This is a genomic window from Methylorubrum podarium (assembly GCF_022179745.1).
Taxonomy (GTDB): domain Bacteria; phylum Pseudomonadota; class Alphaproteobacteria; order Rhizobiales; family Beijerinckiaceae; genus Methylobacterium; species Methylobacterium podarium.
The window spans coordinates 1-13,190 of the sequence record NZ_BPRD01000070.1; the positions used below are offsets into that span (position 1 = coordinate 1).

General features: G+C 70.6%; 8 protein-coding genes. 4 read left to right on the plus strand and 4 right to left on the minus strand.

Annotated features, from left to right (window positions below; genetic code table 11):
- The 4 genes from ptsP to MFF42_RS03830 form a co-directional block, all read left to right on the plus strand.
- On the plus strand, positions 1–1,718 hold a 1,718-nt coding region (gene ptsP / locus MFF42_RS03815), incomplete at its 5' end, for a phosphoenolpyruvate--protein phosphotransferase (protein WP_238254562.1).
- 3 nt (positions 1,719–1,721) lie between these two features.
- Positions 1,722–2,669, plus strand: a complete 948-nt coding sequence (gene pfkB / locus MFF42_RS03820) for a 1-phosphofructokinase (RefSeq protein WP_238254563.1) — start codon at positions 1,722–1,724, stop codon at positions 2,667–2,669.
- A gap of 193 nt (positions 2,670–2,862) precedes the next feature.
- Complete coding sequence (locus MFF42_RS03825; RefSeq protein WP_238254564.1) at positions 2,863–4,578, plus strand: fructose-specific PTS transporter subunit EIIC; 1,716 nt, start codon at positions 2,863–2,865, stop codon at positions 4,576–4,578.
- A gap of 158 nt (positions 4,579–4,736) precedes the next feature.
- The gene (locus MFF42_RS03830; protein WP_238254565.1) at positions 4,737–6,242 is read left to right on the plus strand and encodes a carbohydrate porin; all 1,506 of its coding nucleotides are present in this window, start codon (positions 4,737–4,739) and stop codon (positions 6,240–6,242) included.
- 180 nt (positions 6,243–6,422) lie between these two features.
- On the opposite strand, the gene MFF42_RS03835 is transcribed toward MFF42_RS03830, so the two are convergent.
- The 4 genes from MFF42_RS03835 to MFF42_RS03850 all read right to left on the minus strand — a co-directional run.
- Positions 6,423–7,484 carry a hypothetical protein gene (locus tag MFF42_RS03835; RefSeq protein WP_238254566.1) on the minus strand — a complete coding sequence of 354 codons (1,062 nt, stop codon included), beginning with the start codon at positions 7,482–7,484 and terminating at the stop codon, positions 6,423–6,425.
- A 49-nt stretch (positions 7,485–7,533) separates the two neighbouring features.
- Positions 7,534–10,569, minus strand: coding sequence for a penicillin-binding protein 1A (locus MFF42_RS03840; protein WP_238254567.1), 3,036 nt, complete (start codon positions 10,567–10,569; stop codon positions 7,534–7,536).
- Positions 10,570–10,800: 231 nt separating this feature from the next.
- Positions 10,801–12,000 carry a flagellin N-terminal helical domain-containing protein gene (locus MFF42_RS03845; RefSeq protein ID WP_238254568.1) on the minus strand — a complete coding sequence of 400 codons (1,200 nt, stop codon included), beginning with the start codon at positions 11,998–12,000 and terminating at the stop codon, positions 10,801–10,803.
- A gap of 182 nt (positions 12,001–12,182) precedes the next feature.
- The coding region (locus MFF42_RS03850; protein WP_238254569.1) for a flagellin at positions 12,183–13,190 on the minus strand (1,008 nt) is incomplete at its 5' end.

A 13,190-nucleotide genomic window follows, 5' to 3' on the forward strand; every position in this document is an offset into this window, starting at 1 on the left:
TCGCGGCCAGCCCCGGCATCGCCATCGGCCCGATCCACGTCCTGGCGGCGGCCGAGGTCAGCGTCCCCGACGAGCCCGAGCCGCTGACCTCCGGCGCCGACCGGCTGCACCGGGCGCTCGCGACGACGGGCGGCCAGCTCAAGGCGCTCGCCGACGACACCGAGCGGCGTCTCGGCAAGGCCGATGCCGGGATTTTTTCCGCGCAAGCCGAGTTGATCAAGGACACCGACCTGATCACGCTCGCCTGCCAGCTCATGGTCGAGGGCCACGGCGTGGCCTATGCCTGGAACGCGGCGGTGGAGCGGATGGCCGGCCAGCTCTCGGCGCTCGGCAACCCGGTGCTCGCCGCCCGCGCCGCCGATCTGCGCGACGTCGGCCGACGGGTGCTGGCGCAGATCGACCCGGCGCTGAAGAGCGGCCACGACCTGCCGGACGTGCCCTGCATCCTGGTCGCGCCCGACCTCGCCCCCTCCGACACCGCCGGTCTCGACCCGGCCCGCGTCATCGGGCTGGCCACCGCCCAGGGCGGGCCGACCTCGCACACCGCGATCCTGGCGCGCACGCTCGGCATCCCGGCGGTGGTCGCGGGCGGCCCCGGCCTGCTGGCGCTCGCCAACCACACGCTCGCGATCCTCGACGGCAGCACCGGCCGGCTCTACCTCGATCCCAGCGAGGCGGACGTCGCCTCGGCGCGGGCGTGGCAGGCGCGCCAGCGCGCGCAGGCCGAGGCCGAGGCGCGGGAGCGGGCCAAGCCCGCCGAGACCCGCGACGGCCACCGCATCGCCATTGGCGCCAACGTCAACAACCCGGAGCAGGTGCCGCTGGCCCTGGATCAGGGCGCGGAGGGCGTCGGCCTGATGCGCACCGAGTTCCTGTTCCTGGAGCGCGGCGACACGCCCACCGAAGACGACCAGTACGCGACCTACTCGGCGATGCTGAAGGCGCTCGGGGGCCGGCCGCTCATCGTGCGCACCCTCGACATCGGCGGCGACAAGCAGGTCGCCCACCTCCACCTGCCGAGGGAGGAAAACCCGTTCCTCGGCGTGCGCGGCGCCCGCCTGCTCCTGCGCCGGCCGGACCTGATGGAACCGCAGCTGCGCGCCCTCTACCGCGCCGCCAAGGACCACCTGCCGGCCGATCCGCCCAAGGGCAAGGACGCGCCGCTCTCGATCATGATGCCGATGATCACCTCGGTCCCCGAGGTGCTGCGGCTGCGCGCGATCTGCGAGGCGATCCGGACGGATGTCGGCGCGCCGGAGGTGCCGCTCGGCATCATGATCGAGGTGCCCGCCGCCGCTTTGCAGGCCGACGTGCTCGCCCGGCACTGCGACTTCTTCTCGATCGGCACCAACGACCTCACCCAGTACACGCTCGCCATCGACCGCCAGAACACCGACCTCGCGCCGGAGGCCGATTCGCTCCACCCGGCGGTGCTGCGGCTGATCCGCCTGACCTGCGAGGGCGCCACCCGGCACGGGCGCTTCGTCGGCGTCTGCGGCGGCATCGCGGGCGAGCCGTTCGGCGCCGCCCTGCTCGCGGGGCTCGGCGTCCACGAACTGTCGATGACGCCCCGCGACCTGCCCGGCGTGAAGGCGCGGCTGCGGGCCTGCGACCTCTCCGAGCTGAAGGCGCTCGCGGAGCAAGCCTGCGCGCAGGAGGACGCGGCCGCCGTGCGCGCCCTCGACACCGCCGCCGAAAGCGCCGTCAAGGAAGCCTGAGCGATGCGCCTCGTCACCCTCACCCTCAACCCGGCGATCGACCAGACCGTCACCCTCGACGCGCTGACCCCCGGCAGCGTCCACCGCGCCCGCTCCGTCTGGGCCGATGCCGGCGGCAAGGGCGTCAACGTCGCCTGCTGCCTCGCCGATTGGGGCCTCCCGGTCGCCGCCACCGGCGTGCTCGGCCAGGACAACGCCGCGCCCTTCGCGCAGCTTCTCGCGGCCAAGGGTATCGACGACCGCTTCGTCTGGATCCCCGGCGAGACCCGCACCAACCTCAAGCTGCTCGACGCGTCGACCGGCGACACCACCGACATCAACCTGCCGGGGCTCGAATTCGGGCCCTCCACGGTCGAGGCGGTGCGCGCGGTGCTCGCCGACCTCACCGGCGCGGGGGACCTCGCGGTGCTGGCCGGCAGCCTGCCGCGCTCGCTCGGTCCGGACACCTATGCCCGGCTCACCGCCGAGCTGAGGCGCCGCGGCGCCTGCGTCGTCCTCGACGCCTCCGGCCCGGCGCTCGCCGCGGCGCTCGCCGCCGGCCGGGACCGGCTGCCCGACGCGATCAAGCCGAACCGGCATGAACTGGAGGAATGGGCCGGGCGCCCGCTTCCCGCGCTCGCCGACGTGCTCGACGCGGCCCGAGCGCTTCAACGCGGCGGCATCGCGCTGGTCTGCGTCTCGCTCGGGGCGGAGGGCGCGCTGTTCGTCTCGTCGGAGGGCGCGCTGCGGGCGCTGCCGCCGCCGACGCGGGTGGCGAGCACCGTTGGGGCGGGCGACGCCCTCGTCGCCGGCCTCGTCGCCGGGTTGCACGACCGCTTGGATCTGCCCGACCTCGCCCGGCGGGCGCTCGCCTTCGCCGCGGGCAAGCTCAGCCGCACGGGGGCGAACCTGCCGGGGCGGGCGGAGATCGAGGCGCTCGCGGGCGAGATCCGGGTGGAACGCGTCAGCTAGGCGCGGAGCGCATCACCCGCCCCCCTCCGCGGGGGAGGGTGCCCGCGGAGCGGGCGGGAGAGGGGAGCGACGCTTCCGGAAGAACCTGAGCCGCCCCTCACCCGACCCCCTTCGGGGGCCACCCTCTCCCGCAGAGGGGAGAGGGGAATGCAGCGGCCGAGAGATCGAACAATCAGATTACGGGAGGAAACCCATGGCACAGCTCTTGGCCGTGGTGGGAGGCGGAGACCTCTCCACCCACGCCGTCCTCGCCGCCGAGGCTCTCCGCAAGGCGGCCGGGCGGCGCAACACGCCGATCGCCCTCGAAGTCCGCGGCAACGGCGCCAGCGGCAACCCGCTCTCGGACGCGGCCATCGCGGGGGCGAAAGCCGTGCTGCTCGTCGGCGAGGGCGATCTCGGCGAGGGCCGGTTCGGCGCGCTCCATCGGGCGCGGGCGGCGATCGAGGACGTGCTGACCGACGTCAACGCCGTGTTCGACCGCCTGAGCGCCGGAGCGGACACCCCCTCCCCCGCCGCGGCGGCCGGTCCCAGGAAGATCGTGGCGATCACCTCCTGCCCCACCGGCATCGCCCACACCTTCATGGCGGCCGAGGGCATCCAGGCGGCGGCCCAGGCGCTCGGCCACGACGTGCGCGTCGAGACGCAAGGCTCCGTCGGCGCCCGCGACGCCCTGACCGCGCCGGAGATCGCGGCGGCCGACATCGTGCTCATCGCCGCCGATACCGGCGTCGACCGGTCGCGATTTGCCGGCAAACGGGTCTACGCCACCAACACCAAGGCGGCGATCCGCGACGGCAAGGGTCTGATCGCCACGGCGCTCGCCGAGGCGCAGCTGCAGGCGGCGGGCGGCCCCGAAACGGCGGACGGCCCGGCCCGCCCGGCGGCGGCCGAGAAGAAGGCGGGCGCCTACAAGCACCTGATGACCGGCGTGTCCTTCATGCTGCCCTTCGTGGTGGCGGGCGGCCTCCTGATCGCGCTGGCCTTCGCCTTCGGCGGCATCGACGCGATGAAGCCGGAGAACGCGGGCACCCTCGGCTACGCGCTCGGTCAGATCGGCGCCAAGGCGGCGTTTGCCCTGATCGTCCCGGCGCTCGCCGGCTACATCGCCTATTCCATCGCCGACCGGCCCGGCATCGCGCCGGGCATGATCGGCGGCATGCTCGCCGCCAACCTCCAGGCGGGCTTTCTCGGCGGCATCGCGGCAGGCTTCATTGCCGGCTACACGACGAGCTTCCTCAACCGGCACATCCGCCTGCACAAGAACCTGGAGGGTCTCAAGCCCGTCCTGATCCTGCCGCTGCTCGCCACCGCGATCACCGGCCTGCTGATGGTCTACGTCGTCGGCGTGCCGGTGGCCGCCGTGCTCGCCGCGCTCACCGAGTGGCTCAAGGGCATGCAGGGGGCGAGCGCCCTGGTCCTCGGCCTCGTGCTCGGCGGGATGATGGCCGTCGATATGGGCGGGCCGATCAACAAGGCCGCCTACGCGTCGTCGGCGGCGCTGCTCTCGTCGGGCGTCGATGCGCCGATGGCGGCGGTGATGCTCGGCGGCATGACGCCCCCGCTCGGGATCGCGCTCGCCACCCGCCTGTTCCCGAACCGCTTCACCGGGCCGGAGCGCGAGGCCGGCGGCGCGGCGGCGGTGCTCGGCGCGGCCTTCATCACGGAAGGGGCGATCCCCTTCGCCGCCGCCGATCCGCTGCGGGTGATCCCCTCCATGGTGGCCGGTTCGGCGATCGCCGGGGCCATCGCCATGACCTCGGGCGTGACCCTCAAGGTGCCCCATGGCGGCCTGTTCGTGCTGCCGATCCCGAACGCGGTGACCAACCTGACCGGCGCGCTGATCGCGCTCGCCGCCGGCACCGTGGTGACGGGCCTGCTGGTCGGCCTGCTCAAGAAGCGGGCGGCCTGACCGGGCGGCCGGCGCCGGAGCGTCCGGCCCCGCCCGGCAGACGCGGGAACGCAGCCGATCGGCCTATGCCGCGACTTGCGAAGCAAAATACAACTTCTGATTAAATCAACGGTCGCGCTCAGCCAACCAGGCCGGGAAGACACCGAGAGGGGGAAGAGATGAAGGCTGGAAAGGCAGCGTGGGCCGCACTCGGCCTCTGCACGGCGCTCGCCAGCGGAGCGATGCCGGCCGGCGCACAGGAGCCGCCCGCGCAACCGGGTCTTGCCGGAACCCGGACCGGCGTGCCGGTCACGGTCCGGCGCCCCACCCTGCGGCGGATCGCGCGGCGCGCCCCGCCCCGCCGGGTCTTCGGCAATGACGGCAGCGCCGCGGCGGCGGCCGACGTGCTCGGCCAGACCGCGACGCCCCCGACCCTGCCGCCCGGCACCTTCGACCTCGGCAACGGCCTCTCGTTCCTCCTGAACTACACCGGCCAGGGCGCGGCCAACCCCGTCGGCGGCATCCGCCAGGGGGCGGCCTGGGCCGGTCAGGTCTTCTTCGGCATCGACGGCGACCTCAACCGACTCGCCGGGATCGAGGGCGGCTCGTTCCACGTCGCGGTCACCAACCGCCACGGCCGCAGCCTCGCCCAGGACGCCATCGGCAACAACACGAGTGTTCAGGAGATCTACGGCGGCGGCCAGACCACCCGGCTGACGCTGCTCTCCTATCAGCAGAAGCTGTTCGACAACCGGCTCGACATCGAGGTCGGACGCTTGGTGGCGAACATCGCCTTCCTCAACTCGCCGATCTACTGCAACTTCCAGACGAACTCCGCCTGCGGCAACCCGACCTTCGTATTCAAGACCTCGAACTTCACCTTCTGGCCGGTGGCGAGCTGGGGCGGGCACGCCAAGGCGTGGCTGACCGACACGGTGTTCTTTCACGTCGGCGCCTACGAGGTGAACCCGCTGCATCAGCAGCCCGGCGACAACGGCCTCGACTTCTCGACCAAGGGGGCGACCGGGGCCATCGTGCCGTTCGAACTCGGCTACTCGACGACCTTCGCCAACGACGAACTGCCCCGCAACTACGGCATCGGCGGTTGGATCGACCGCTCCGATTATTCCGATCCCGTGCGCGACATGGCGGGCGGGCGCGCCGTGCTCACCGGGCTCTCCCCCGCGACCCGGTTCGGCCGCTCCGGAATCTACGCCCGCTTCGACCAGATGGTGTGGCGGCCTGATCCGAAGGGCATCCAGGGCCTGACCCTGTTCGGCGTCGCGATGGCGGGCACGGGGGGCCGCCTGGTCGAGGATTACTTCCTGGAGATCGGCGCGCTCCAGACCGGCACCTTCGCGGGCCGGCCCTACGACACGGTGGGCTTCGTCATCAACACGCAGGCCTTCAGCCCGCTGGCGCTCGGCAACATCGAGGCGGCCCAGGCCTCGCTCGGCCTGTTCCGCAGGATCCCGAGGCAGCAGATCATGATGGAGCTGAATTACGGCATCCAGGTCACGCCCGCGATCCGGCTGACGCCGAACCTGCAGTACATCGTCAACCCGGATCAGACCCGCTTCCCGTACTCCCCGAAGAACATCCCCGACACCCTCGTGGTCGGTGCCAAGTTCTCGGTGGACCTGTTCACCCTGGCCGGCCTCGCCAGGGGGCCGGGGAGCCCGTAGGGGCGCCCACAAGAAAAAGCGGCGCGCCCATCAAGGGCGCGCCGGCTGAGGTGACTCGCGGTCTCAGGAACGAGTCGAAGAACTTTATCCAATATACCAGCGAATGTCTGTGCCCTATCGGCGACACGAGTGACATTGGGCACAGGTTTGTGAGGACTGGATGACGCCCGCGGACGTGGGTCAGCGCTTCGCCAGGGCGTCGGCGAAGGCGACGATGCGGTTGCGGGCGTAGGTCGGCACGCCGGCGCTGATCGAGGTTCCGGTGTTGAACGAGGAATTGCCCATCAGCACCTGCACCGGCAGCAGGTTCTTGAGCACCGGCACGCGGGCATATTCCTGCTTGCGCTCCAGCACGTCCGCCTTGATGGCCAGCGCCATGTAGGTCGTCACCACGGTCCGGTTCGGGTCGTCGGGGGCGGGCTGCATCACCGCCAGGAACTTGCCGAAGCGCAGGATCTGGTTGACCCAGAAGATCGTCTGTTCGAGCCCGCCCGCCACGGGGGTGTCGATCTTGGTGAGCGCGGCGAGACCCGCGGCCTCGGCCGGCGGCAGCACCCGCAGTTCGCTCTGGAACGAGACGAACTCCGCTATCCTTTTCGAGCTGCCGAGTTCGAGCTTGTTGGCGAGCTTCACGCCGAGCGGCAGCTTGCCTTCGAGGTCGTAGCGCGACTCGATGCAGACGCCCCCCGCCCCGCACCAGGGCCGGTCCGGCCGCTTCGCGAAGGCGGCGGCGGGGTCCTTGGTCGGCATCGCCTCCGCCGGCTCGAGCCGCTTGTGGCGGATCACCGGATCCATCCTGGCCAGGAAATCGAGATTGGCGAAGGCCGAGAGGTCGATGGCGGAGGGCGGCTTGGCCACGACGAAGCGCCCTTCCGCGATGTAGACCTTCAGCGCCTCGTGGCGCTGCTTGGCGACGCCGTTCACGGTCTGGGTGTATTCGGGCTCGGTGTAGCCGGGCCAGGGGCTCAGCGCCGCCGCCTCCTGCGGCCGGCTCTTGCGCCACGCGTCGAAGGCGATCAGCCCGCTCTCCGGATTGGTCGAGGCGGCCTCGCGGCGGTCGCTGAACAGCACCGTTCCGGGCTTGAGGCTCGCGGCGTCGCCCGGCGCCAGGGCCGGGACGTCCCTGACCCGGTCGGAGACCAGGGCGGCGGGCTTCGGGAGATCTTTTGCCGTCTCCTGCGCCCGGGCCGGCACGGCCACCGCGAGCGCGACGAGGAGGGCGGCCGGAAACTGCCTGGGCAAAGCGGACCTCGGATGCGTCGATGGGGGGAGAGCGGCGAAGGGCGGCGCGTCAGTAGCCGGGGTCTTCGCCGAACAGGTAATCGGGATCGCGGCGGCGCTGGCGGCGGCGCGTGTCGCCGTCGTCGTCGAAGGGCGAGCCGAACGGCACCGGGTTGACCTGCCCGTAGCGGTCGCGGCCGGGCCAGGCCTGCGGCTCGTCCCGCCGGTCGCGGCGCAGACCCCAGGGATCGGCGCTCCGATCGGATTCCGTGTCGGCGCTACGCCTCTGGGCGAAGGGATCGCCGCTGTCGCGGCGCCCGCCCGGCAAATTGCCGAAGAGGTCGCCGGCGACGTCCGCCCCGTCCTCGGCATTGCCGACATCGCCGTCCTCCGCGTCGGGGCGCATGGCGTAGAGCGTCTCACGGGGCACCAGCGCGTATTGCGTGTCGGCGACGCGGCCGTCCTTGAGCCGGAAATGCTCGACGAAGCCGCCGCCCGCGACGCGCTGGCCGCTCCGCGGCTCGATCGGCAGGTCGGCGATGAGCGCCTTCGCCTCCGGCGAGGGCGGCGCCAGCGGGGTGCGCGGCACGCCGTTGGCCCAGGCCGCCTGGAAGATGGATCGCGCGATCGGCACAGAGACGTGACCGCCGGTCTGGCCGCGGCCCAGCGTCCGGCGCACGCCGTCGGCGTTGTCGTAGCCGACCCAGACCACCACGGTGATCTCGTTCGAGAAGCCGGCAAACCACGCGTCGTTCTCGTTCTCCGAGGTGCCGGTCTTGCCCGCGACGTAGGGCGAGATGCCGGCGAGCGCCGCGGCGGTGCCGTGCTGGGTCACGCCCTGGAGCATGGTCTTGAGCTGGTAGAACGCGACCCGGTCGGCCGAACCGATCCGCACCGGTGCCTTGTCGGGGTGGCTGTAGACCGGCTTGCCGTCGCGCTCGATCGCCTCCAGCGCGTAGGCGCTCGGGCGCGCCCCCTCGTTGGCGATGGCCGCGTAGAAGCTCGCCAGATCGATCATCCGCACCGGCTGGGCGCCGAGCACGAAGGGATAGTAGCGCTCGCACTCGGCGTAGAGCTGGGCTTCGAGCGCGATATCGCAGACCCGCTGCAGGCTGTCGGGCGCCTTGGCCGCGATGCCGCCCTGGAGCAGGCGGGCGGTGACGAGGTTCTTGGAGAATTCGAGCCCGCGCCGGATCGTCGTCGCGCCGGAGCCGCCGCCGTCGTAATTCTTGGGCGACCAGGAATCGCCGATCCCGCCAATCGGCGGCAGGGTCACGGCGGAATCCATCACCAGGGTGTTGGGCTGCATCCCCGCGTTCAGCGCGGCGAGGTAGGTCAGCGGCTTCAGGGTCGAGCCCGGCTGGCGCACGGTCTGCGTCACCCGGTTGAGCTGGCTCAGGGGATAGGAGAAGCCCCCGCTCATCGCCAGGATCTTTCCGGTGCGGTTCTCCAGCACGAGGGCGGCGCCCTGCACGGTCGGACGCACCCGCAGGTCGGCGCGCGGGCTGCCTTTGCCCTCGCGCAGGCGCACCCGCACCGCGTCGTAGAGCTGAAGCTTTCCCCGTGCCGGGCCGGCCTCCAGGCTGGCGACCCGACCGTCGGGCAGGCCGACCTTGGTTCCGTTCTTCCCCGTCTGGAGCACCACCGCGAGGGGCCAGCGCACGTCGTAGAGCTGCGGCCGGGCGGAGACGAGCGCGCGCTGCCACGCGGGCTGCACCGCGGGCTTGGCCGGCGCCTTCGCGGCCGCCTTCCGGCTCCCCTTCTTCGTCTCGGGGGGCGGCACCGGCTCGGCGGCGGGTTCCGGCGCGGGCGCGGCGGCCTCGATGCGCTTCACGGCCTCGGCCAGATTCAGCTCAGGCCCCTCGTAGCGGGCGCGGCCGGTGCCGCGCTCGTAGGTCGCGAGCCCTTCCTGCAGCGCACCTTCGAGCGCCGACTGCAAACCGGCATTCACCGTGGCGCGCACGGTGTAGCTCGCGTTGGTGAGCGATTCGAGCCCGGCGAAGGTCCGCGCCTCGCGGGCCACGTGATCGACGAGGTAGAAGCCGGAATCCTGGCGCGCGGCGTCCGGCGGCTTGATGCCGAGGTCGGAGGCCATCGCCGTGTTCATCTGCGCCTCGGTGATCGTGCCCTCTTCCTTCATCCGGCTGAGCACGTAGGCGCGGCGCTCCCGCGCCCGTTCGGGATACTTGTCGGGGCTGTAGTAGTTCGGGCCCTTCGGCAGGCCGGCGAGCAGGGCGGCCTCGGGCAGGGTGAGCGCGCCCACCGACTTCCCGAACCAGCTCCGCGCCGCCATCTCGATGCCGTAGGCGCCGCGGCCGAGATAGATCCCGTTGAGGTAGAGCCCGAGGATCTGCGGCTTGGTCTGGAGCTTCTCCAGCCGCGAGGCCACGATCATCTCGCGGATCTTGCGCTCGTAGGTGACGTCGTCGCCCACCGACAGGTTCTTCACCACCTGTTGCGTGATGGTGGAGCCGCCGGCCGGGCGCCCCGGCGAGGCGAGGTTGCCGACGAAGGCGCGGATCACCCCGCGCTCGTCGATGCCGTGGTGCTGGTAGAAACGCTTGTCCTCGGCCGCGACGAAGGCCTTCTGCACGAGGTCCGGCACCGTGCCGATCGGCACCACGAGGCGCCGGCCGCGGGCATCGAAGGTCTCGGAGAACGGCTTGCCCGCCCCGTCGAGGATCACGCTGGCGCTGGGGAGCTTGATGTCGCGCAGGGCTTCGGCCGAGGGCAGGTCCTTCACGGCGTTGTTGTAGAAGGCGATCACCGCCCCCGCCTCGAAGGGGGAATTGGCCGGGTTCTCGCCCTTGCAGAACTGCTTGTAGCTCGTGTTCAGCTCGGTCAGGTCGAGCCCGTGCAGGATCTTGGGCGCGTTGTCGCCCGCCACCGCCGTCGGATCCTCCATGGCGGTGGAGATCAGCTCGTCGAGGTTGATGTCCTCGATGTCGAAGGACTTGCGCATGTGGGCGCAGCCGTCGCGCAGGATCGCCACGACCTCCGCGCCGTCCTTGGCAGGGTCGAACTGGGTCCGCACCGCGTCGGGCCGCGTCGTGACCTGGGACAGGGTCAGCGCGGTCGCGAACAGCTTGATCAAGATGGCGTTCATCGAACGTTCGGGGACCCCGGCCGACACGCGAGGGGCAGCGTGTCGGCGCCGATCAAGCGGCGCACAACGCGGCTGATTTATGGACGCGCGCGCCCGGACGCCATGGGGCGGACACGGGGGTGGGGATGCGTCGCCCGCCCGTGCGGACGCGGGGGCCCGCACGACGAAAAGGGCGACCGCTCGCGCGATCGCCCCCGAAACCCGCCCGCCTGCGGCGATCGATGCCGCCGATCAGCGCAGGAGCTGGAGGATGCCCTGCTGCGCCTGGTTGGCGAGCGACAGCGCCGAGATGCCCAGCGACTGACGGGTCGAGAGCGCCTGGGAGTTGGCCGCCTCCTCGTTGAGGTCAGCGTTGGTCAGGTTCGCCGCGCCGGTATCGAGGATGTTGACGAGCCGCTTGGTGAAGTCCTGCCGGTTCTGCACCACGGAGAGGTTCGAGCCGAAGGTCGAGCTCGCCGTGCGCAGGGTGTCCGAGGCGCCGGTCAGGCTGGTCAGCGTCCCCTTGATGTCGGTGTCGAGCAGGAAGTTGCCCTGGCCGTTCGCGGTCGCACCGGAATTGCCGGTGATGGGATCGAGGTCGAGGCCGTCGGCCGTGAGATCCTGGCCCTGGACGTCGAGGTTGGCGGTGTCGCGCTCGTTGAAGGCGATGTGCAGCTTGTTGGAGGCGTCGCCGTTGCTGATCAGGTTCACGCCGTTGAAGCTCGAATCCTTGGCGAGCTGCGTGATCTGGATCAGCAGGCTGTTGTACTGCTCGGCGAGCTTGTTGCGCGTCTCCACCCCCGAGATGGTCAGGTTGGCGCTGTTGCTCGCGGCCGTGTTGCCGGTGCCGTACTTGTTGGCCGTGTCGGCGCCCCCTCCGGCCGTGAAGCCCAGCGCCGTCTGGCCGGTCGTCGATGCGAACTCGACCGCCGCGCTGGCGTTCAGCACGATCTTCTTGCCGGTCGTGTCCTTGGAGAACATCGTCGAGCCGGCCTGGGTGTTGAGCTGGGTGATGGCCGCGTCGATCGTCGAGCTCGAGGCGATGGTCGCCGTCTTGCTCGTGCCGTTGACGTAGAAGACGACGCTGGTCGCCGCCGAGGTGTTGGCGGCGAAATCGTTGGCGGCGGTGCCGGTCGTGGTGATCTGCGTCGACAGCGCCTGGTTGGCGGTGGATTTCGCCGAGTCGATCAGCTTCTGGATCGAGGTGATGCCCTGGTTGGCAGCCTGGATCGTCTGGATGCCGTTCGAGATCGAGTCGAGCAGCGAGCCGAGATCGCCCGAGCGGCTGCCGAAGGACTGCGCCGTGAAGAAGTTGACCGGGTTGTCGAGGGCGGACGAGACCTTGAGGCCCGTCGCCAGACGATTCTGGGTGGTGGCGGTCAGGCCCGCGGTGTCCTGCAGCGAGAGCAGGTTCTGGCGGGTGGCGGCGGAAAGCGTGACGCTGGAAGACATGGGTAACAACCCCGTTCAGATCGATACCGAACCGGCATTAGGGTTAATTGACCACATCTCGGGTTGCCGTAGCGTTAACGATCCTTTCCCAGGCCCAGATTCTTCGATTTTGAAATGAGAAAACGGCCGGGACAAGGTCCCGGCCGTTTCTTGTATGGCGCGCTCCGTCTCAGATGACGTGATCAGCGCAGGAGCTGGAGGATGCTCTGCTGCGCCTGGTTGGCGAGCGACAGCGCCGAGATGCCCAGCGACTGGCGGGTCGAGAGCGCCTGGGAGTTGGCCGCCTCGAGGTTGAGGTCGGCGTTCGTCAGGTTGGCCGCGCCGGTGTCGAGCACGTTGATCAGGTTCTTCGAGAAGCTCTGACGGTTCTGCACCACGGAGAGGTTCGAGCCGAAGGTCGAGCTCGCCGCGCGCAGGGTGTCCGAGGCGGAGCTCAGGCTGGTCAGCGTCCCCTTGATGCTGGTGTCGAGGAGGAAGTTGCCCTTGCCGTCCACGCTCGCACCGGAATTGCCGGTGATCGAGTCGAGGTCGAGGCCGTCGGCCGTGAGATCCTGGCCCTGGACGTCGAGGTTGGAGGTGTCCTTCTCGTTGAAGGCGATGTGCAGCTTGTTGGAGGGGTCGCCGTTGCTGATCAGGTTGGTGCCGTTGAAGCTCGAATCCTTGGCGAGCTGCGTGATCTGCGTCAGCAGGCTGTTGTACTGCTCGGCGAGCTTCTTGCGGGTGTCCACGCCCGAGATGGTCAGGTTGGCGCTGGTATCCGCAACCGTGTTGCCGGTGCCGTACTTGTTGGCCGTGTCGGCGCCCGCGCCGGCCGTGAAGCCCAGAGCGGTCTGACCGGCCGTCGACGCGAACTCGACCGCCGCGCTGGCGTTCAGCACGATCTTCTTGCCGGTCGTGTCCTTGGAGAACATCGTCGAACCGGCCTGGGTGTTCAGCGTGGCGATGGCCGTGTCGATCGTGTCGGTGGAGGCGATGGTCGCCGTCTTGCTCGTGCCGTTGACGAAGAACGTGACGTTGGCAGCGGCGGAAGTCGTGGCGAAATCGTTGGCGGCGGTGCCGGTCGTGGTGATCTGGGTCGACAGGGCCTGGTTGGCGGTGGACTTGGCCGAGTCGATCAGCTTCTGGATCGAGGTGATGCCCTGGTTGGCGGCCTGGATCGCCTGGACGCCGTTCGAGATGCCGTCGAGCAG